The sequence below is a fragment of the Candidatus Spongiihabitans sp. genome, assembly GCF_965247905.1.
Classification (GTDB): Bacteria; Pseudomonadota; Gammaproteobacteria; order Arenicellales; family Poriferihabitantaceae; genus Spongiihabitans.
In genome coordinates this window covers 1,633,280-1,653,117 of the sequence record NZ_OZ252047.1, presented here as the reverse complement: position 1 = coordinate 1,653,117, position 19,838 = coordinate 1,633,280, and the positions used below count along the sequence as shown (strand labels likewise).

23 protein-coding genes and 1 pseudogene are annotated in these 19,838 nt (G+C 52.3%); all 24 read right to left on the bottom strand.

Annotation, left to right across the window (positions count from 1 at the left end; genetic code table 11):
* Positions 1–32 precede the first annotated feature (32 nt).
* The 24 genes and pseudogenes from ACP158_RS08535 to ACP158_RS08420 all read right to left on the bottom strand — a co-directional run bounded on the left by ACP158_RS08535 (position 33) and on the right by ACP158_RS08420 (position 19,701).
* Positions 33–1,574 carry a carnitine 3-dehydrogenase gene (locus ACP158_RS08535; protein ID WP_424945734.1) on the bottom strand — a complete coding sequence of 514 codons (1,542 nt, stop codon included), beginning with the start codon at positions 1,572–1,574 and terminating at the stop codon, positions 33–35.
* A 16-nt stretch (positions 1,575–1,590) separates the two neighbouring features.
* Positions 1,591–1,968 (bottom strand): DUF3574 domain-containing protein, encoded by a 378-nt coding sequence (locus ACP158_RS08530; RefSeq protein WP_424945733.1) that lies wholly within the window; start codon positions 1,966–1,968, stop codon positions 1,591–1,593.
* 134 nt (positions 1,969–2,102) lie between these two features.
* Positions 2,103–3,641 (bottom strand): tetratricopeptide repeat protein, encoded by a 1,539-nt coding sequence (locus ACP158_RS08525; RefSeq protein WP_424945732.1) that lies wholly within the window; start codon positions 3,639–3,641, stop codon positions 2,103–2,105.
* 104 nt (positions 3,642–3,745) lie between these two features.
* A pseudogene (locus tag ACP158_RS08520) lies at positions 3,746–4,462 on the bottom strand (type ISP restriction/modification enzyme); the annotation flags it as partial.
* A gap of 69 nt (positions 4,463–4,531) precedes the next feature.
* Positions 4,532–5,113, bottom strand: coding sequence for an HNH endonuclease (locus ACP158_RS08515; RefSeq protein ID WP_424945731.1), 582 nt, complete (start codon positions 5,111–5,113; stop codon positions 4,532–4,534).
* 10 nt (positions 5,114–5,123) lie between these two features.
* Entirely contained in the window at positions 5,124–5,954 is an 831-nt protein-coding gene (locus ACP158_RS08510; RefSeq protein WP_424945730.1) for a DNA-methyltransferase, read from the bottom strand.
* The gene (locus tag ACP158_RS08505; RefSeq protein ID WP_424945729.1) at positions 5,932–6,717 is read right to left on the bottom strand and encodes a hypothetical protein; all 786 of its coding nucleotides are present in this window, start codon (positions 6,715–6,717) and stop codon (positions 5,932–5,934) included. Before ACP158_RS08505 ends, ACP158_RS08510 begins: the two co-directional genes overlap by 23 nt.
* A 58-nt stretch (positions 6,718–6,775) precedes the next feature.
* Positions 6,776–7,915 (bottom strand): DGQHR domain-containing protein, encoded by a 1,140-nt coding sequence (locus ACP158_RS08500; RefSeq protein ID WP_424945728.1) that lies wholly within the window; start codon positions 7,913–7,915, stop codon positions 6,776–6,778.
* A 256-nt stretch (positions 7,916–8,171) separates the two neighbouring features.
* Positions 8,172–8,348, bottom strand: a complete 177-nt coding sequence (locus tag ACP158_RS08495; protein ID WP_424945727.1) for a hypothetical protein — start codon at positions 8,346–8,348, stop codon at positions 8,172–8,174.
* A gap of 58 nt (positions 8,349–8,406) precedes the next feature.
* Positions 8,407–9,522, bottom strand: a complete 1,116-nt coding sequence (locus ACP158_RS08490) for a Fic family protein (RefSeq protein ID WP_424945726.1) — start codon at positions 9,520–9,522, stop codon at positions 8,407–8,409.
* A gap of 207 nt (positions 9,523–9,729) precedes the next feature.
* Positions 9,730–10,152, bottom strand: coding sequence for a hypothetical protein (locus ACP158_RS08485; RefSeq protein ID WP_424945725.1), 423 nt, complete (start codon positions 10,150–10,152; stop codon positions 9,730–9,732).
* 93 nt (positions 10,153–10,245) lie between these two features.
* The gene (gene ureG / locus ACP158_RS08480) at positions 10,246–10,725 is read right to left on the bottom strand and encodes an urease accessory protein UreG (RefSeq protein WP_424945724.1); all 480 of its coding nucleotides are present in this window, start codon (positions 10,723–10,725) and stop codon (positions 10,246–10,248) included.
* Positions 10,722–11,375, bottom strand: coding sequence for a hypothetical protein (locus ACP158_RS08475; RefSeq protein WP_424945723.1), 654 nt, complete (start codon positions 11,373–11,375; stop codon positions 10,722–10,724). Before ACP158_RS08475 ends, ureG begins: the two co-directional genes overlap by 4 nt.
* On the bottom strand, positions 11,372–11,896 hold the full coding sequence (locus ACP158_RS08470; protein ID WP_424945722.1) for an urease accessory protein UreF: 525 nt from the start codon (positions 11,894–11,896) through the stop codon (positions 11,372–11,374). The genes ACP158_RS08475 and ACP158_RS08470 overlap by 4 nt, the downstream gene beginning before the upstream one ends.
* 146 nt (positions 11,897–12,042) lie before the next feature.
* A complete protein-coding gene (gene ureE, locus ACP158_RS08465) occupies positions 12,043–12,519 on the bottom strand; it encodes an urease accessory protein UreE (protein ID WP_424945721.1) in 477 nt (158 codons plus the stop codon).
* Positions 12,520–12,521: 2 nt separating this feature from the next.
* Positions 12,522–14,225 (bottom strand): urease subunit alpha, encoded by a 1,704-nt coding sequence (gene ureC / locus ACP158_RS08460; RefSeq protein WP_424945720.1) that lies wholly within the window; start codon positions 14,223–14,225, stop codon positions 12,522–12,524.
* 98 nt (positions 14,226–14,323) lie between these two features.
* Positions 14,324–14,632: an urease subunit beta gene (locus ACP158_RS08455; protein WP_424948433.1), complete on the bottom strand. Its 309-nt coding sequence runs from the start codon at positions 14,630–14,632 to the stop codon at positions 14,324–14,326.
* A 44-nt stretch (positions 14,633–14,676) separates the two neighbouring features.
* A complete protein-coding gene (gene ureA, locus ACP158_RS08450; RefSeq protein WP_424945719.1) occupies positions 14,677–14,979 on the bottom strand; it encodes an urease subunit gamma in 303 nt (100 codons plus the stop codon).
* Positions 14,980–15,091: 112 nt separating this feature from the next.
* Positions 15,092–15,970 carry an urease accessory protein UreD gene (locus tag ACP158_RS08445; RefSeq protein WP_424945718.1) on the bottom strand — a complete coding sequence of 293 codons (879 nt, stop codon included), beginning with the start codon at positions 15,968–15,970 and terminating at the stop codon, positions 15,092–15,094.
* Between the two features lie 384 nt (positions 15,971–16,354).
* Entirely contained in the window at positions 16,355–16,630 is a 276-nt protein-coding gene (locus ACP158_RS08440; RefSeq protein ID WP_424945717.1) for a hypothetical protein, read from the bottom strand.
* Positions 16,614–17,159: an SDR family NAD(P)-dependent oxidoreductase gene (locus ACP158_RS08435; protein WP_424945716.1), complete on the bottom strand. Its 546-nt coding sequence runs from the start codon at positions 17,157–17,159 to the stop codon at positions 16,614–16,616. The genes ACP158_RS08440 and ACP158_RS08435 overlap by 17 nt, the downstream gene beginning before the upstream one ends.
* Positions 17,160–17,195: 36 nt before the next feature.
* On the bottom strand, positions 17,196–18,305 hold the full coding sequence (leuB, locus tag ACP158_RS08430) for a 3-isopropylmalate dehydrogenase (protein WP_424945715.1): 1,110 nt from the start codon (positions 18,303–18,305) through the stop codon (positions 17,196–17,198).
* 48 nt (positions 18,306–18,353) lie between these two features.
* Entirely contained in the window at positions 18,354–19,175 is an 822-nt protein-coding gene (locus tag ACP158_RS08425; protein ID WP_424945714.1) for an enoyl-CoA hydratase, read from the bottom strand.
* A gap of 64 nt (positions 19,176–19,239) precedes the next feature.
* On the bottom strand, positions 19,240–19,701 hold the full coding sequence (locus ACP158_RS08420; protein ID WP_424945713.1) for a c-type cytochrome: 462 nt from the start codon (positions 19,699–19,701) through the stop codon (positions 19,240–19,242).
* Positions 19,702–19,838: the final 137 nt, after the last annotated feature.

The following is a 19,838-nucleotide window of genomic DNA, read 5'->3' as shown; positions in this document are numbered from 1 at the left end:
GATTCACTGCGCGGTTATGGTTATGGTCATGATTATTTTCGTCCAATCGAGCGGCCGGCTTGGCGCGGTCGGCGCAACGCCGCTTGGGCGGCGACAAGTTTTGCTACGCGCTCGGCGACATCGGCTTGCGCCGGGCAAACCCGCCCTTGGTTCGTGTTGACATGCAGCAGCATTTGTTCGGTGGTGGCCAATAGCGTGTCGTCTTCGCTCAGGTTTTCGTTCAGGTTTTCATTCAGGTGCATGGAATGAAAAATGTGCAAACGTTTTGAGTCGCCGCCAAGAATTTGCGTGGTCACGTATAGCAGCTGGCCCGCGGCGACTTCACGGATATAATTAATATGGGTTTCCGCGGTATAGTAACTAAACCCTTGCGCATGATAATCCTGATTGACGCCGAGGTATCGAAACAGCGCGTCCGAGGCATCGCCAAAAACCTGCAGGTAGCGACTCTCGGTCATGTGATTGTTGTAATCAGTCCATTCAGGCTGCACCGAGTCAGTATGCAGTTTTAACGGTTGCCGCACGTCATGGACTCCGACATCCGACTCGGACATCACTGCTTGATGAGCGGCTTCGTATAATTTTTCTTCATAACGATTCAGCGTCTTGCCCGCAGCGTAGTCATTCGCGCGCAACGCTTGCAGCACGGAGACGATGCAGTCATCGCGCTTGCGTTCAAGTTCAAGTATAGAGCGGCCGGCCGCTTGATCATCGGATTGCGCGACGAGGGTATCGAGTAGTTGGTCGGTCAGCTCGGGGCCATCAAACCGCGTCCACGGCCATTTCAAACTGGGTCCAAATTGCGCCATAAAATGCCGCATGCCCCCGTCCCCGCCGGCGATCCGAAAGGTCTCAAACGGGCCCATGAAAGCCCAGCGAATGCCGGCCCCATAACAAATCGCCTGATCGAGTTCAGTTACCGTGGCGACGCCTTCATTGAGCAAGTGCAATGCTTCGCGCCATAACGCTTCCATCATCCGGTCGGCCAAAAACGCCTCGATTTCCCGCTTTACAATCAGCGGGTGCATGCCGATATTTTGATAGAATTCAGCGGCTGCCTGCTTGACTTGATCCGTGGTTTGGCGGCCGCCGACTATTTCCACTAGTGGCATCAAGTACACCGGATTAAACGGATGGCCAACGATCACTCTTTGCGGATGATTCACACCTTCCTGCATCGCGCTCGGCAACAAGCCGGAAGATGATGAAGCGATGATGACCTCGGCATCGGCGTGGTCGCCAATCTCGCGCATCAACGCGTTTTTGACATCAATGCGCTCGGGCCCGCTTTCCTGAATAAAATCCATCCCGACCACCGCTTGCTGCACCGAATCGACCAACGTGAGCGCGCCGCGCGCCACAATCGGCGCCAAGGTCATTTTGCGATAAGCGCGCAACGCGTTGTCGAGCACCGCGTCGATTCGCTGCGCGTTAATTGCCGGGTCGTAAAGATGCACATTGATGCCGTTGATCAGCAAGCGCGCGGCCCAGCCCGAACCAATCACCCCGCCGCCAATCAACCCGACTTTTTTTACAGCAGGTTTTTTTACAGCAGGTTTTTTTACAGCAGGCATCGCGACCCCGGTTTATTTAATCGCCGCCGATAAACTGCCAATCCGCAACCGGAATGACCACTATCATGACTGATTCTTGGTTGAATTTTTTTGCGTAGGCTTTTGCCACGGCGCGCGCCTTGGCGATTTCTTTTTGCGGCAAAATCACGGTGACCACTTTGGCGCGTTCCGGTTTGCCGCGATAATATCCCAGCGAGTCAACCACATTAAAACCGGCGAAGGTCGTCGCTATTTCGCGTTCCAAAAATTGCTCCCAGTCGTGCGCTGAGACCACGTCATCGGGAGTTGATAAACCGAAGAACAAACGCACGCGCTGGATGTCGTCGGCATGAATGTTATGCGTAGCGAGCGCGCTGAAAAACGCCAGCAACAGCGGTGCGATTTTTTTACTCATGGCCAGGCCTCAAGTATACCTTCTTTGATGATAAAGTCACAAATCGCATCCAATGCCTCGCCGGAATTAACCACTGCCCGACAACGCCATTGAACCAATCCGCCCAGCGTCATTGAAACCCGTTCCTGAATTATTCAAATCTTAACTGTCAACGAAAAACCTGGCCAGCCAGCAAAGCCCTTTCCGCCCGGCAGGTTAGTTCCACCAAACATTCCAATGTTTCCCACATTACCTATAACCTCTAACGAAACATCCACCGTTTTTTTATTTAACCTCTTCCTGCCGAGAGAACCTTGAATAATCTGCCCATTGTTAATCGCCACCTGTATTGCATTATCTCCAACACCGCTGGGCTCGGATTGTGCCAATTGATTTATATCCGATAAACTTTCATCAACTCTCCCAAGGACAAATTTTACAACTGCTCGGTTGGAGTATGCTGGTCTATAATTAGCATCCACCTTGATTGATTCATCATAACTTTTCAATGCATCTTCAAGATTGATCAGTTTAGCTTCCGCATTACCTCGATTGAACCAACTATCACGAAGATACGTTCCACAAGAAATAGCGTTATCGTAATCTTCGACAGCACCAGAATAATTTTCAATAGAAAATTTAGCATTTCCTTGATTGTAGTAAATCATACCCCGCTCAGATATAGTAGAGTAGATTGCATGATCAAGGGCGATGTTGTAATTAACAATGGCTTCTCCGTAATTAGGAGGCTGAAGTTCTGCGCAAGCATTTCCTCTATTAAAATGTGCGTTACGGGACATAGTTATCTTCCCTTGAGCATTTCCTGATTCTGATGCAGGTTGCCTTTCAATAAACCCAGTGTAATCTCTTATAGCATTCTCATATTTGCCAAGATCGGCATTTACATTGCCACGATTGAAATAAACTTCCACATGATTGGGATTTAGACGGATTGCATTAGTATAGGCATCAAGCGCATTTTGATTATTTGAGTGGTCGGCGGCTGTGGGCTTTTTTAGTTGGAAAAGATAGCCGACAGAAAACCAAGTGTCTGCGGCAGCCTCAGGATTGCTCTCTTCCGCGGCCTTAGCTGTAGCTTTTCGTTGTTCAATTGTATCCTTGGATTTTTCGATTTGTTGAGATAATAAATCTCTGGTGGAATCTTTGTCTAATGGAGATTCTTCGGGAGCGTTTTTTATTTCTTGTGCATCCTTCCCATCTCCTCCTTGCGTATTGTATTGAGCAGCATTTTTTCTCTCTTCTGCGATTTTTCTTCTGTCCTCTTCTGCTCCTTCTTTGAGGACGGCAACTTCATCTTTGATTTTTTTGGTTTCTTCTAAGATTTCTGTTGCTTCTTTTTTGAAGTCTTGAAACTTTCTGTAACTGAAAAGACCAGCGAAAAAACTAACGACAGGAATAACAATCGCGAAAAAAGCAATGATTACAAGGGCAACTTCCAGCCACCAAGTTATCGTATCTGCTCGATTATCCAGAAGTTCACTCCTGAGTTCCAGAAGTTCACTCCTGAGTTCATTATCGATTGCCCGTTTCGTATTAGTTGAACTCGGGTTTTCGATTACAGCAGATTGCATCATATTTTCAGATAAAACCTCTGAACTTGCCGTAGGCACGAACACAAATGTTATTGCAGACAGCAGGATGCAATAGCGAAGTATTTTAGAAAGCTGGATCATAAGGGTTGTCTACATTAGATTGATTTTTCTCTCCGATTTCTATCCCAATAATACCAAAGATGAACTAGTAAAACACAAGGTAGCGGATGCCATCATGCCCACTTTTATAATGTAACGACTTCATCAATCACCTCGATCAACCGCTCGGTTTCGGTTAGGGCGATTATTATTTTTTGGTAGTGGCGGATGTCGTCAGCGGTTAGGGTTCTACCTTTGCGGTCTTTTAGCCATTTTTGCGCGGATTGGTAGCCGCCGATGTGGAAGTGCCAAGCGGTTTCGGGGACATTGCTGAAGTATTGCGTTTTGTTGATGTGGACTTTGCCGAGGCGGTTTTTGGCGTCGGTGATTTCGTAGTTCGGCTTGTCCACCTTGTGGTCGCCATCTTTGAGGTAGCCGGTGATGAGGTTGTCCAAGGTCGGGCTTTCCATCAGGTGCAGGGCGCGCAACTCGCCGCCGAGCGCGACTAGTCGGCGGAATTGTTTTTTATCGGCGGGATACGGCACGCGGGGGAAGTCTATTTTCAGGAACTCTTTGTAGCGTTCGCGGTAGGCGGGCGAATGTAGCACGGCGTAGATGTAATCCAGCAGGTCGATGGGCGCGAAGGTGTCGGCGTTGTCGGCATCGCTATGTGGTGCGGCTATCGCCGCGCGTGTCTCACTGGATTCCAACTTTCGTTGGAATGACGATGGGGGTGGTGCGTCGTCCCTGGCGGTCGCGGCATCACCGTCATGGTCACCGTCATCGGCGGCTTCGGGCGTGAAGCGCAAGCCGAGGCCGGCGGCGATGGTTTGCACGATGGTGGGGTTGAGGTTTGGTTTTCGTCCTTGCTTGTCGCCGAGGTTTAGTTGTTCGGCGTCGGGGATGAATAACAGTTTCTGTTTATAGATGAACTACTTGCGCCACTCAATATGTCCATTCACATCACAGTTTTCATAAACCGTTAAAATTTTCTCGCAGAACTTCATAACTTCATCATCGCCAATTTCTTTGGCTTGTTCATACAGGCGGATAAACATTTTCTTGCCGGCTTCCGTTTGTTTGTAATTTTTTTTCCTATAGTTATGCATCGCGCAAAGAGTCTGCCCATTACTAATCGTCGCCGCCCCGCCTTTGTCTTTCGCCTTGACATGGTCAACGTGCAGTTCAACTCCTTCGGCTTCGCTGCGTCCGCACATAACGCACCGATAACCATCCCGTTTCAAGATGGCATCTTTCTGTTGTTGGGTAAAATCATGCAGGGCGGTTTCCGTGACAGAATCCGGGTCGTATTTATACACGCCCTTGTCCACTTTGATTAAAAAACCGCTTTGATGTAACGACCGTATTTGTCGGTCAGGGTCACGAAAAACTTCACTTGTTCTCTTTTTATATTCAGCGATGAGCCAGTCTACAATTTCGGCATGCTTGATTTCTCGCGATGGATTATCCTTAAAATACCCCACCACCAGTTCTTTTTGCGTAATTGGCTTCATCGTTCTTGCCCTAAAATAATCTACCTACCTCGTTGATGATTCTCCTTTTCGCCAACTCGCAATAGCTAGCGTCGATGTCCAACCCGACCGATTTACGTTTCAGGTTCGCCGCGACAACCAACGTCGTGCCGCTACCCATGAACGGGTCAAACACCAAGTCGTGTTGAAAACTAAAAAGTTTGATTGCCCGATACGGCAACTCCTTAGGGAACGGCGCGGGATGGCCGATTCTTTTTTTGCTCTCGCCGGGGAAAGTCCATACGCCATTGGTGTATTCCATAAATTCCTCTTTGGTAATGTCGGATATCTTGGAGCCTTCGGTTTTTTTCCACTGCTCTTTATACAACACCACGATTAACTCCACCGGGGCGATGACATACGGGGCAGATGCCTGCATCCATGAACCCCACGCGCTTCGTCGAGAGATGTTGCCTTCGTTCCAAACAATCGTCGAGTGATATTGCCACCCTGCATCTTGGGCGATTTTGGTTAAATCCGAGCCAACGCTTTTATGCCCGCCCTTGTTTTTATCCAGCGGAATGTTAAGCAAGAATCGCGTTTGGCTTTTGCTCCACTGATAACAATTACGCATCCATTTTTCGGAAAACTCCAGGTACTGTTGATACGATAATTCGTCATCGTTGGAGTTGTATTCAATGCCGACATTGTAGGGCGGCGAAGTGACAATTAAATCAATGAACGGCTCGCCGAACAACGATGCATTCAAAACATCTCCATGAAAAATCCGCAAGTTGTTCTCGCTGAAATACAAATGCCCGTCCACTTTCCCGCACGACTTAGATTGTGGACGAGTTGTTTTAGTGGCGGTTGCGATAGTCATACAATTTCTCCATGATGAAAAGGTGATTGGATAAAACAAGGCAAATTATACCCCACCAAACCACCAAAAATCCAACCTTGATCTCGGGTAGCGTGATGGTGGTTTTGCCGGTGTCGGCGAAGGCGGCGGGGGTGATGTCGTGAATCAGGTGTTTCTGGAACGCGGCGAGTTGGCCTTGCCGGGCACTGTTTATTTCGCTGAGTTGGCGGGATTGGTCGATTGCGCCTTCGTCCTGGCGCAGCACTTTGGTAATCGTCTCTGCCAGCAGGCGCGCTTTACGCGCCATGTGTTTGGCAAGGTCGTTGGCGGTTTGGATGGTTTGGCCCTGGTAGCCGATGAAGGCATCGAGGAGCGCGGTGAAGCCAGCGAAGTTTTTGGTTTTGCTTTTTATTTTTCCGTTGACGATTTCGCCGATAGCAACCGTTTGTACCGGTTTGCCATCGCGAATGAGGCGGAACTCCAGGTAGTTGGTGAAGATCAAGTTGCCGAGCGATTCGGTGTAGCGGCGCAGTTGTTCCTTGTGGGCTGGGTCGTTCAAATCCTTGCCGAGGTCTTTGGCTTCAATGTAGCCCAGAGGTATGGCGTTGCGGGTCAGCACCAAGTCGGGCGCGCCGCACGCGATCTGCTTCGGCTCGTTGGTGACCGCGACGCCCGGTAGTGCCGATTCCAACAGGGCTTGCAACGCCGCGCTACAGGTATGCTCGGTGGCGATGCCGGCTTGGTAATGCTGATCGAGTTGCTTGAGGTAGATTTGGGCGGTCATGGTTGTTTCTGCAATTTTTCAGGTTACCTTACGAAAACGCGCATGATCGCCCGTTCACCTACTCCGCTTCGATCTCTGGTAGAAGTGATTTAAGGTCTTCAATGAGGGCATTGATTCCGGATCCACTACTATATTTGCCAATAACACCGTCTTTTCCCGTTTTCCAGAAATCAATACCAGCAACATGATCGTGGTGGCCATTGTTCCCTTCTATGTTGTTCAGAGGGTCTTCAAGAATTTCTTGGTAAGCCACGTCACTATAAATTGATCCTCCTTTGGACCTTACATGTTCTATAACAATTGGGAAAATTCCGTGCAGTGCTTTTACACCGATGCCTTTTTGGATGCTGTACTCCCTCGGCTTATCAATAGCGTCTTCTAAAATTTTCCTAATACCTTTCCAGTAAGCATCGATAATTTGCATTTGCTTTTGCGGGTCCTTAATTGCTATGAATGTTGGTGTATGACGAAAAAGAGGTTCCAGAGATTTGGCCATTGATGCTGATGGGATGGTCGTATCTCCCTTCGGCATGTTAGCGAACCGAATTTTATCTTTCCATATTGAGGATGATTTCGCGAGCAATTCTGCAGCAGTCTGTGCTTCAATCTGCCATTTCTTTCCTTTTTCGATTAGATCTTTCATAAATTCACTGTTTTTTGAGCGTTCTTTGAGAAGTTCTAGAGCGAGGTCTGTAGGCACTGACTTAGCGTTTGAATTAACAACATGGAATTGCTCCATTTCCTGTTCTTCGGTTGCCCCAATCATACATACAAACGGAATCTTGAAATTTCTTAGCCCTGTGACTCCATCTTCCATTGCCTTTTCAAGTGCCTTAATTCTGTGTTGACCATCCACGATATAGAGGACAAGGGAATTATTTTTATCATCTTCCCCTAAATCAAGAATGAGTTGGTTGCTATTAGGGTCGGAAGAGATTACATCATCTGAGGTGACATCCCTGATGTTCAGCAAGACTGCTGTGGGCAGATCAACCTTTTTTTTGTTAAGTTCGCTCGCCAAGCGGTTCACGCGAACTGTTGAAGCGACCCGTTGATAACCAGTCTTTTTAAGGTGATGTCGTGCTGGAACATTATGTCGTTTGACTAATGTGTCAGCACTTATGACACCCACAACAGTCATAATGTCGTTGGCGCGAAGGTCGGACCCTTTTACTACGGATATTTTTGTGCGATTCATGGTTAAGCCTCATAAGCTGTTAGGACAAAGTAAAGATAGACGTTACCAGATCTGTATTCCCATGTCAACAATAAAGATCACAAAATCATGATCTTATTTTTGACATTGAGACTATGAATGCTGATTTTTTGATGGGGAGGTTTGAGATGAGAATTCCGTTACCCAAGATGAGTGTGTTTCCACTAAACCTGCGTACGCTCCACCAGCTTCTCGCGCATAGATCGAAAGGTTGATTCACAAGCAAGGCGCGCAGGTGTCACGGTTGATGCTGGCGATTTGTTTGCCATCGCGGATGAGGCGGCTCGTTGGTGACCGCGACGCCCGGCAGTGCCGATTCCAACAGGGCTTGCAACGCCGCGCGATAGGTATGCTCGGTGGCGATGCCGGCTTGGTAATGCTGGTCGAGTTGTTTGAGGTAGATTTGAGGGGTCATGGTTGTTTCTGCAACTTTTCAGGTTACCTTACGAAAACGCGCATGATCGCCCGTTCACCTACTCGCCCAGCAGGGTTATCAACTGGGTGTTGATATAATAATACTCGCGTCCGCGTTTGATACGTTGGAGTAAACCGAGGTCGGTCATCTCATTGAGGTATCGGGTCGCCGTGATTCTGGAACATTCCAGTTCCCTCTCGACAATACCAATCTTGCAATAGGGCCATTTGAACAGGAGGTCAATAAATCCTTGCCGTTCCACTGCTTTGGTTTTTCTCGTCTGCGCAACACGGGTAATGTCATCCATCAATATTCGCACCGCTTCAATTCTTGCGATGGTATCCCGCGCGGTTTGTTCCACAGCCTTCATGATGTAAAGAATCCACTGTTCCCAACGCCCTTGCTCGGTCACTTCCAGCAGGAAGCGGTAGTAGTCTTGGCGATGCTCAATGAAAAACCGACTGAGATACAGCACCGGGGCGTTCAGCAGTTGGCAATGCACCAGATAGAGAATATTCAGTATGCGGCCCGTTCTTCCATTGCCATCCTGAAAAGGATGGATGGCTTCAAACTGATAGTGCATAACGGCCATTTTGATAAGCGGGTCCACTTCATCTGCGTCGTCGCCGAGGAAACGCTCCAGGTTGGTGAGCAGACGGGTTAGATGCTGCTCGCCGACAGGCGGTGTATAGGTAACGCTACGGGTAACCGGATTGCCGACCATGACTTGCTGGTCGCGGCGCACTTGGATCGCCACGCCAAGAACACGCGAACAAGTCCACTCAAACAAAGGAGTGGTTAGTCCCCTCCATTCCTGCAACAGGTTCACGCCTCCCCAGAGGGCTTCGCGGTAGCGCAATACTTCCTTGGCATTGGGGTCGACTCCCTCGGACTGGGATGCCAGAGCCTGATACAACACATCGCTGGTCGTAACGATGTTTTCAATTTCGGAACTGCTGCGCGCCTCCTGCAACTGGATGGTGTGTGTCAGGATATCCTTATTCGGCAAGGTCTCCACCAAGGCATTGACCCCGGCCAGTTTGGCTCTTGCCGAAATGCAGGCTTTGAGGATTGTTTTTGATTCAATATCAACCCCGGGCGGCAGTTCCGGTAGGCTATTCCACGGCTGCTCTGGGTTGTAGAATGACAATGCGGGGGTCGCATCCTGTGCCATTGACTGCTCTCTAAATGTATACTTTTTTGTAGTTTCTATACATATTTGTATGGATATGTATAACTTCCATACATATCAGACGATTCATGTATAGATGCCGATACTTATGATACACATTTTAGTAAATTTTGTGCATGTAATCAGCACATTTGGTGTTCGGTTTGGTGTCGATGGTAGCGGTGTCGATGGTAGCGGTATCGCTAAATATTATGGATTGTGCAAGAGACATTCCCGCAGAAAATTGCCACTGCCTTTGCCGCCGTAGTTCAATCTGCCTTTTTTGTCATAACTCGTTTGCGTGAGGGCGACCGGCTTGCCGCGCCAGAGTTGCAACACAAAAGCACCATCGTCGTCTAACTCGCCGAGATAAAAATCCGCGCCACGCAACGCCTTGCCGTCGGCTAATTTTTCTCCCTCCCAAAAACTGGAGGTGACCCACAAACCGCCGTCGGCATGGCGCAAACTAACCTGGCATAGTTCGTCGGTGGACTTAAACCCGACTGCAAGGTTGAATGGGTCGGGCACGATAACCTTGCCTTCATGCACAGGCATCTCCTGCGCGGCAACTTGTCCGACGAGTGCATACATTGCCACGACGCACATTGCTACAATGTTGGTCAGCGTTTTCATTTTACTGCGGACTCATAATAACACGACACGACAACACCGCACGATAATGTCGCACAAATTTTATCGCGGTGCACGGATGATTTTTATGCATACTCAATCGAGCATGCCTTGGGTGATGATGAAGTCGGCGATCGCATCCAGTGCCTCGCCGGTTTTCATGTTGGCGAACACAAACGGTTTGTCGCCGGCCGAGACATCGATGACATAGATGGCGAGGTCGGCCAGTTCCGGGCTGAAGGTCGCGCTGAGATTGTCGCCGCCGCTTTCAATCAGCGCGAGTCGCAAATCGGGAAAGCGCCGGACGAGGTCATCCAACGCGGCCAAGTTCATCGAGGCGTCTTCGCGAATCGCGGTGTGCGGGCAGCCGCCGGTCTCCACGCCGATGATGCGGTCGGCGGTCAGGGCTTGCGATTTGATTAGGAACTCGGCGTCCTCACGCGTGTAAATGTCGTTGGTCACCACCGCGATTGGGTAGCGCCCGCGCAACTTCTTGCATAACCTATCCACCAACGCGGTCTTGCCCGAACCCACAGGACCACCGATGCCGACGCGTAGAAAATCGGGAGGTGTCATCCAAATATAATAGTCGCAGGCCAGCCCGATATCGACGACCGCATTAAGCGTGTTATTCGCGCCCTGTTTACAGCCGCAGTAAAAGTGTTGATCTCCCACTCGACTATATCTTTATAATCCTCCGCTTTGGCTGTTTCGGCAATGGCGTTTATCGCATCCTTGTAGCAGGCGATCGAATCTATTTTCGGCCACTTAGTCTTCGCCCAGCCCGCCGCACTCAGAATGATGCTATCAATAGGACAGTGCGGCGATTTGTTTGACATGCCCGCGCACCATAAATATTTTAATTGGAGGTTTAACAATTTTTGCGCCAATCCAATCGTATATGGTTTATCGAGCACGTATTTGAATATGCGTGAATTAGCGTAATGTTTCAATTCCTCAATATTTTCGTAATGCACCCATTCAAAAACTTGGTTGTCTTTATACATAGGCAACAATTCTTTCTCGCATAAATCAATCAAATATTCGCGAAACAAACTTCTATCAGAATCGTTTGCTTTACTGTCATATAATTTATTTGGTCTTGGCATAGAACCTCGCCAACTTAACATCCAAAACTCACGGCGTAAAAATTTCTCTTGCTCTTCATTCATGATCATTCCCAAACGATTATCATCATCACCATTATAATGCAGCGGCGACATCACGACCGAAACAACCGCGTGTGCTGGGTTTCATGTAGCGCGCTGGCGATGCCGAGACCGTGCGCGGTCATGCCGATGTCGTCATCGGCGCAAGCCATGCCGCGCGCAACGACATCGGGCATGGCGGCGCCGAGTTCAAGCAACATGCGTTGCCCGGCGGTCTGCCCGAGTGGGATTAACTTGACCGCAGCCGCGACCTGATTCTCGCACCACGACCACCAATATCCGCGCAGCGCATCGCGCGCCTCGATGTCCCAACACACGCTCAGCCAAGCGAACGCCGCGGCGTAACTGAGCGCGTCGGTTGAGCGTAGCGAGGTCGGCAGCGCGCACTCCAAATCGTGCGCCAACCTCGCGAGCGCCCGCCCCATGGCGCAATCCTCCTGCAATAATTCGCTCGATTCGCGCATCGCCAGAAGATAGCGATTCCACTTCATCGCGGCCGCGACATCATTGCGCTGCCACGCTTGGTACATTCGGTGCAGCAAGGGCAAATCCACATAGGGCATGACCTGCGTCGCCAAGCCGGCAATCCATTCCAGGCAGGTTTTTTCATCGCGCAGCCAACGCGCCTCAACCGCGTATTCCAGCCCCTGGGGAATATGCGTATGCGCCCACCGGCAAGGTCGGGCTGATCAACTGCCAGAGACGTTGCGAGTCAGCCATGCTGCTATTGATGATCATGATGATGGGCCGGGTGATGGGCATGGTAGGCGCCGCCTTCCGGCTCAAACGGCACCCGCTGATGCGTTACCTCGCAACCCATGGACGCCAGCATGCCGTCTAACACATGATCGGTGAGATAGCGAATCCAGCCCTCGCCAATCTGCACGTGCACATGCCGATTGCCTAGATGATAGGCGGCGCGGGCGAGCAGGCCGGCATCCTCGTTGAACACGGTCGAGACCGCTTCTTTGGCGGCAATGATCTGGATTATAGTCGCGTCGGCGGCGCGCAGCAGATCGCCGTCTCGCAGCACCGAACCGCGCGGCAGCATCACGCCGACCTCGGCGCCGGAGCGATCCAGCACAATCCGCAAGCGCGTTTTCTGGCGTTGTTCAAACGGCATCGTGGCGCAGTCATCCACCTTCACCGCATCCGCCTCCAACCGGGCTTGAACACGTTCGGTGTAGCGCACCAGGCGCATGATCAGAACAGGAAATAACGCTGCGCCAGCGGCAAAATATCGGCTGGCTCGCAGGTCAGCAGTTCGCCGTCGGCCCTGACCTCGTAGGTTTGCGGGTCAACCTCGATAACCGGCAGATAATCATTGTTGCGCATATCCGCCTTGCCGATGGAACGGGTGCCGCGCACCGCGTGCACGCGCTTGTTCAGATCGAGCGCCTGTTTGACGCCGCCGTCCAGCGCGGCTTGTGAGACGAACGACACCGAGGTCGCGGCGAGCGCGCCGCCGACCGCGCCAAACATCGGGCGGTAATGCACCGGCTGCGGCGTGGGAATAGACGCGTTGGGGTCGCCCATCGGCGCCGCCGCGATCATGCCGCCCTTGATGATCAGGGCCGGTTTCACGCCGAAAAAGGCCGGCTTCCACAACACCAGATCGGCCAGTTTACCGACCTCCACCGAGCCGACCAGCGCGTCTATGCCATGCGCCACGGCCGGGTTGATGGTGTATTTGGCAATGTAGCGTTTTGCCCGGAAGTTGTCGTTGCGCGCGCTGTCCTGCGCCAACGGCCCGCGCTGCGTTTTCATCTTATGCGTGGTCTGCCAACTGCGGATAATCACCTCGCCGACCCGCCCCATGGCCTGGGAATCGGAGGCAATCATCGAGAACGCGCCGAGATCGTGCAGAATATCTTCGGCGGCGATGGTCTCGCGGCGGATGCGTGATTCCGCAAAGGCCACGTCCTCGGCGATGCTCGCGTCCAGATGATGGCAAACCATCAGCATATCGAGGTGTTCGTCCAGCGTGTTGACGGTATACGGGCGCGTCGGATTGGTTGAGGACGGCAGCACATTGGCCTCGCCGCAAGCCTTGATGATGTCCGGCGCATGACCGCCGCCAGCGCCCTCGGTGTGGTAGGTGTGGATGGTGCGCCTCTTGAACGCGGCCATGGTGGTTTCCACAAACCCGGATTCGTTCAAGGTGTCGGTGTGAATCGCCACCTGCACATCGGTTTCATCGGCCACGCTCAGGCAGACATCAATAGCAGCCGGGGTGGCGCCCCAATCTTCATGCAGTTTTAAGCCCATGGCGCCGGCCGCAACCTGCTCGCGCAACGGCGCGGCGCGGCTGGCATTGCTCTTGCCCATAAAACCGAGGTTCATAGGCAGGCCATCGGCCGCCTGCAACATGCGCGAAATATTCCACGCCCCCGGCGTACAAGTGGTCGCCTTGGTGCCAGTGGCCGGGCCGGTGCCGCCGCCCAGCATGGTGGTCACGCCCGACATCAAGGCCTCTTCAATCTGTTGCGGGCAGATGAAGTGAATATGCGCGTCGATGCCGCCGGCGGTCAGAATCAAGCCCTCGCCGGCAATTGCCTCGGTACTCGGCCCAATGACGATACCCACATTGGGCTGAATATCCGGGTTGCCGGCTTTGCCAATGCCGTCGATATTGCCGTTCTTAATGCCAACATCGGCTTTGACGATTCCCCAGTAATCCAGAATCAGGGCATTGGTAATGACCGCATCGACCACGTCTTTCTCGCCGAGTTGGCTCTGACCCATGCCATCGCGGATAACTTTGCCGCCGCCGAATTTGACCTCTTCCCCGTAACTGGCGAAATCCTTTTCGACTTCAATCAGCAAGTCGGTATCCGCCAGGCACACGCGGTCGCCGGTGGTTGGCCCGAACATTTCAGCATAGGCTTGCCGGTCGATGGTGGTCATTCCGCAGATTCCACAGATGAAGAGATTATCCGCAGATGCCGCAGATTAACGCGGATACAGAAAAGATTAATAATATCTGCGTCATCTGCGGATACGGATTAATCCAGCGCCCCCATCACTCGGCCGTTGAACCCATACACATGTCGCCGACCGGCCAAGGCAACCAAGCCAACGGTGCGCGCCTGCCCCGGCTCAAAGCGTATCGCGGTGCCAGCCGCAATATCCAGGCGGAAACCACGCGCCGCCTCGCGCTCGAAATCGAGCGCCGAATTGGTTTCATAAAAGTGGTAATGCGAGCCTACCTGAATCGGCCGGTCGCCGGTGTTGGACACGGTAAGTGTCAGCGTATCCCGACCTGCATTGAGTTGGATGTCGCCCTGCACGACAATGAGTTCACCTGGTTTCATGACATCGGGTTTCATAACATCAGGTCCATAATAGATGGCCCTCCTTAAGGAATGGGGTTGTGCACGGTCACCAGCTTGGTGCCATCGGGGAAAGTCGCCTCGACCTGGATGTCCGGCACCATCTCCGCGATCCCTTCCATGACATCCTCGCGGCGCAGCAAGGTTGTGCCATAGGCCATCAATTCCACCACCGTCCGGCCGTCGCGCGCGCCTTCCATAATCGCCGCGGAGATGAAAGCCACGGTCTCCGGATAATTCAACTTAACGCCGCGCGCCAGGCGTTTTTCCGCCACCAGCGCGGCGGTGAAAACCAGCAGTTTATCCTTTTCTTTCGGGCTTAATTCCATTGTGCATTTTCCTCGCCAGGCAGTAACACCGCACCATAACACTATGCCATATCATTGTGCAATAACACGATGCAATACCTCGGGCGCTGACCATGCGACATCCCATACGCTATCAGGTGTTCCAGATTCGGGGCACGCAGACCGCGCGCTGCAATACGGGTTGGCGCAACAACTTCCACACTTGCACAAGCAATTCGCGGCATTGCTCGGCGCTGCGCCCGGCGCATCGGAACACCAGTACATCGTTCAGACAGGTGCTGGCGCAGCGGACCCCCTCGCGCGGCGATAAATTATCGCGCACCAGCCCCAGCATAGCGGTGGTCGCAGGCACGGCGTACAGAGTTGCGACCACCGTGTTTCCAGCCAGACCCCATTGCGCCTGCAACAAGTCATGGGACGGGTCATGCGCCGGGTTATGCGACAAGTTATGCTTGGGCAAGTAGCGATTTCTCTCTATCAGCAACGGCTCAGCGCCCCGCAAAATTTGGTATTGCTGGTCAAGGCTGCCGCTAGTATAGCGGTCACCGGAGGCCGGAAGACCCAGACAGGTCATATCCCAGCCAATGAAACGCGCGGTCTTCTCCAACTGCACCGTTGTCGCCATCTCAACCTGGCTGCCTGAAAACAGAATCGTATCCTGCGGCAACCACTCCAGCGCGGCATCGGCGCCGATAGTCAGGCTTTGCCTTTGCGTTGCGGCCGCGCCGGCACTGCGGTAGAACTTGGTCGCGCCCGGCGTGGTCAGGAGGACCTTGGCGCGCGCTTCCAATACCATCTCGAGTTGCAAGCTATCTCCCCCCACCACACCGCCCGGCGGATGAATCAGATAGATATGGCAGACGCTGTCGCCTTCGGGATACAACGGCTTTTGCACGACCAGAGGGCCGCGCGACCGCCGCGAGCGCAATACCGTGCGGCCCTCGTCGCAGCCGAACTGAAGCCGCAACTCGGCCTGCCAATTCGACTGCGTTTGCAGGTTAGCCGCAAGCACTTAACTTAGCCTCCCGGAATATAGCCGACCGCGACCAGCGTTCAACCTGCGGATAGACCCCATTGAACACCCCGCTTAAAACAGACATGGCCAAAACAGACAAGATATCCGGTCGCCTGTTACATCGGCAGAATTAATATCGGGCAAGGGGCTATGCTCTAAAGGGATTATGCGCTCATTATGCGCTCATGGGCGACCGTGTTTCCGCCATTCTAATCATCACTTATGGTATCTCATTTTGGCTGACTCCGCCAATGACAGTATAAGCACACCCTCCCCGTTAGCAGGCGTCGCAAAACCACTGCGCCCGGCGGTGTGGCCGGCGCACGCCCTGAGCGTGTGGTATGGCGTCCCGCTACGTCGGCCTGCCCTCGCTCAAGAACGTCACCCCTGCGGAGTGTTCCGTGTCGCCTGATTAGTCAGGACTTCCAAAGGCGCGACCGAGAATCGTTTGGCGGTGTACCGAACGCTTGCGTCCGACAACAGATATAGATAGGCGTTAACAATGTCAACATCGTTTGCCGCGCGCAACCCTTTATCGGGCTCACCGGGGTAAAAGTGTTTCCGAATTGCGGTCTTGACCTTGCCCGCATCCAGCGTGTTCACCCGGATTTTATAATCGGAAAATTCCGCGCTTAATGATTCACAAAGATTTTCCACGCCAGCAAATGCCGCACCAACCGCGCCCCGCCCGCCCAATGTCCATCACGCTGAAAATGATTGATGCCGGGTTGGGGTGATTTAGATTTGGACAAAGCGTTCTGGTTAGATACATGGGTTTTATCAACTGTTGGTCCAATACTTTTGACCAGGCTTCCATTTCCGCATGCGGCGCAGGGGTGAGCGCAGCTCCCCACATTGCACAATGCACCAGGCCATGAATTTCCGGAAACTGAGCCAGTAACGATGTCCCTAGCGTTTCAAAGGCATCAGAATCAGCGCGCACCATATCAAACTCAATCATCATCGGTTCGGCCAACCCCTGAGCGCATATTGCGTCATATCGCGCGGTCATGGAATGCTGTTTCCGGTCCAGCATCAACACCACGGCCCCCGATTTGGCCGCAGCCAATACCACCGCACTGCCAATTTCCGATGCCGCTGCGGTTACCAGAACGACGCGCTCGGCCAAGGTGGATTGATCGGGGGTAAAGTCGGGCGGGATGGTCAGGATGTCATTTTGCGTCATTCATTTTAGTTCATGCCGTTATTGATTGGCATAAGGCTAATGCGTAATCGGCAGGCTGTTCAACGCGGCCACCACCCGGTCGCCAAACTCGCCGGTGCTGACCATGGTCAGGCCGGCGCCGGGCTTTGACAAATCAGGCGTGGCGTAACCGGCCGCAAATACGGATTGCATGGCTTGCCACAGGTTGCCGGCCTCCTCGGTCATTTGAAAACTCATATCAAGCATCATTGCCACCGAGCCGATCATGGCGTACGGATTGGCGATGTTCTTGCCCGCAATATCCGGCGCCGAGCCATGCGCGGGTTCGTAATACGCCTTGTCCGGGCCCACGCATGCCGACGGCATCAGACCCAGCGAGCCCAAAATCCCGCCGGCCTGATCGCTGAGAATATCGCCAAACAAATTTTCCATGACCATGACATCAAACTGCCCCGGGTTCAGGCATAAATGCGTGGCCGCCGCATCGACCAGCATATGTTGGACTTCCACCTCAGGAAAATCTTGTGCCACTTCGCCGACCACATCGGTCCACAACACGCTGGATTTCAACACATTGCTTTTGTGAATACTGTGCAGCAATTTTCTGCGTTTCATGGCCGATTCAAAACCAATTTTCACAATGCGCCTGATTTGCTGTTCGTCGTATTCAAGCGTTTCCCGCGCAAAGCGCAGTCCGCGTTCGTCCACCCCGGTTTCTTTTTTTCCAAAATACAAGCCGCCCACTAATTCGCGGATGATCATAATGTCAATGCCAGCACCGATGATTTCCGGTTTTAGCGGCGAGAAGCGCGCACAGCAAGGCGGCAGATATACCGGCCTGAAATTCGCATAGGTATCGTAGCGCCTGCGCATTGGCAGCAAGCCGCCGCGCTCGGGCTGTTGGTCGATGGGAATTTTTTTCGCTTCCTCGTGGCTGAGCCCAACGGTGCCTTTCAAGATCGCATCGGCTTGGTCGCAGATGGCGATGGTCTCCTCGGGAAAGCTGCTGCCGGTTTCAAACCAGGCCGCGGCGCCGAATAATCCCGGCCTCAGGTTAAAGGCAACGTGGTTTCGCGATTCGACTACCTTGAGCACCTTGATAGCCTGTTCCATGATCTCTTCGCCAATGCCGTCTCCTGCCAACACCGCAATATTGTATTCAGTCATTTTTAAGTCTTTGTTTAAGTCCTGCCTTATTTAAGTCCTGATGGCGTTTTACAATGTCCAATTGGGAGGGCGTTTTTCGATGAAAGCATCAATTCCTTCCTGGGTTTCATCGAGCATCATATTTGCAGATATGGTGTCCGTCGCATGCGCATAAGCCGCACTTAAATCCTGGTTGATTTGTTGGTAGAACATTTTCTTGCCCAGAGTCACCACGCGATGGGGATGGCGAATAATTTTGCCAACCAAATCATCGACTGCTTGATCAAGGTTTTCTGAAGGCACGACTTGGTTAATCAGCCCATAATTCAATGCGCTTTGAGCATCGATGAACTCGCCGGTCATGAGCATTTCCAGTGCGTGTTTACGATTAATATTTCGACTCAATGCGACTGCGGGGGTGGCGCAAAACAATCCGACGCGAATGCCGGAGACGGCGAATTTTACGCTGCTTGCCGCGACCGCGAGATCACAGGTCGCGACCAATTGACAGCCGGCCGCAGTCGCCATGCCCTGCACTTTTGCGATGACCGGCTGCGGCAAGTTAACCAGTTTCATCATCATTTCACTGCACTCGCTGAATAACTGCCTGCTGAGTGACTGCCCGCTGAGTGATTGATGCTGTGATTTTTGGTCCTCATTCTGGCGCATTTGCCGACGCATTTCCTTGAGGTCGTGACCGGCGCAAAATGCTTGCCCGCTGGCAGCAACGACAACAGCACGGATGGTTGAATCGGCCGCGATAGCATCAAGCTCAGCGGATAACAAACTCAGCAGTTCGCTCGACAATGCGTTGTATCGTTGCGGGCGATTCAGGGTAAGGGTTGTGACACCGCCCTGCTTTTGGGTTAGCAGTATATTGTTTTCGGACATCAATGAATATCGGGTATTTAGCGTGCCCTTAAATCAAGCAGGCATGAATCAACAGGCATGTTTTTTACTTAATTTGATCCACCATAAACTGCACCGCAGCGGTGACTGCATCATCGCTCAGAGAAACGTTGCCGCCTTTAGGCGGCATTACCCCGGACGACCCGGTAAAACCCAGCAGCGCACGTTCTACCAGACTATCCATTCCCTGTTCAATGCGCTCCTCCCAGTCGTCGACTGCTCCTAAAATCGGTGCGCCGGCAACGCCGCTGGCATGACAGGCGGCGCAGGTCGTGTTGTAAACCGTTTCGCCATCTTGCACGCCGTCTTCAGCGGCGGCAGAATCGGCTTCGCTGGTTGCGGCGCCTGCTGCAGCGCCGTCGCTGCCAATGTTTAACGTCCCTACGGCCGCCACTCTTGCTTCCAGGGATTCAGGTGAATTGTGATGGGCAAGCGCATTTGAAAACAGCAAAATGGCCATAACGCTGGTCATAACACTGGTAACAGCAATACTAAAATGTTTCATCATTCGCTAATCAAATAAAAAATACAATTAAAACTGATGTTGTATGACTGCTGACTCATAATTACTGACTCGGTAATAATTGTCATATCGCTTTTCGAATCAGCTAATGTTGTGCCAGAAATTCGGCGGAATTATACCGT

Bases quoted from the DNA above. Each gene is read 5' to 3' on its own strand.
- ACP158_RS08535 (WP_424945734.1), bottom strand. From the start codon at position 1,574: ATGCCTGCTGTAAAAAAACCTGCTGTAAAAAAACCTGCTGTAAAAAAA.
- ACP158_RS08530 (WP_424945733.1), bottom strand. From the start codon at position 1,968: ATGAGTAAAAAAATCGCACCGCTGTTGCTGGCGTTTTTCAGCGCGCTC.
- ACP158_RS08525 (WP_424945732.1), bottom strand. From the start codon at position 3,641: ATGATCCAGCTTTCTAAAATACTTCGCTATTGCATCCTGCTGTCTGCA.
- ACP158_RS08515 (WP_424945731.1), bottom strand. From the start codon at position 5,113: ATGAAGCCAATTACGCAAAAAGAACTGGTGGTGGGGTATTTTAAGGAT.
- ACP158_RS08510 (WP_424945730.1), bottom strand. From the start codon at position 5,954: ATGACTATCGCAACCGCCACTAAAACAACTCGTCCACAATCTAAGTCG.
- ACP158_RS08505 (WP_424945729.1), bottom strand. From the start codon at position 6,717: ATGACCGCCCAAATCTACCTCAAGCAACTCGATCAGCATTACCAAGCC.
- ACP158_RS08500 (WP_424945728.1), bottom strand. From the start codon at position 7,915: ATGAATCGCACAAAAATATCCGTAGTAAAAGGGTCCGACCTTCGCGCC.
- ACP158_RS08495 (WP_424945727.1), bottom strand. From the start codon at position 8,348: ATGACCCCTCAAATCTACCTCAAACAACTCGACCAGCATTACCAAGCC.
- ACP158_RS08490 (WP_424945726.1), bottom strand. From the start codon at position 9,522: ATGGCACAGGATGCGACCCCCGCATTGTCATTCTACAACCCAGAGCAG.
- ACP158_RS08485 (WP_424945725.1), bottom strand. From the start codon at position 10,152: ATGAAAACGCTGACCAACATTGTAGCAATGTGCGTCGTGGCAATGTAT.
- ureG (WP_424945724.1), bottom strand. From the start codon at position 10,725: ATGACACCTCCCGATTTTCTACGCGTCGGCATCGGTGGTCCTGTGGGT.
- ureE (WP_424945721.1), bottom strand. From the start codon at position 12,519: ATGCGCCTGGTGCGCTACACCGAACGTGTTCAAGCCCGGTTGGAGGCG.
- ureC (WP_424945720.1), bottom strand. From the start codon at position 14,225: ATGACCACCATCGACCGGCAAGCCTATGCTGAAATGTTCGGGCCAACC.
- ACP158_RS08455 (WP_424948433.1), bottom strand. From the start codon at position 14,632: ATGAAACCAGGTGAACTCATTGTCGTGCAGGGCGACATCCAACTCAAT.
- ureA (WP_424945719.1), bottom strand. From the start codon at position 14,979: ATGGAATTAAGCCCGAAAGAAAAGGATAAACTGCTGGTTTTCACCGCC.
- ACP158_RS08435 (WP_424945716.1), bottom strand. From the start codon at position 17,159: ATGACGCAAAATGACATCCTGACCATCCCGCCCGACTTTACCCCCGAT.
- leuB (WP_424945715.1), bottom strand. From the start codon at position 18,305: ATGACTGAATACAATATTGCGGTGTTGGCAGGAGACGGCATTGGCGAA.
- ACP158_RS08425 (WP_424945714.1), bottom strand. From the start codon at position 19,175: ATGTCCGAAAACAATATACTGCTAACCCAAAAGCAGGGCGGTGTCACA.
- ACP158_RS08420 (WP_424945713.1), bottom strand. From the start codon at position 19,701: ATGATGAAACATTTTAGTATTGCTGTTACCAGTGTTATGACCAGCGTT.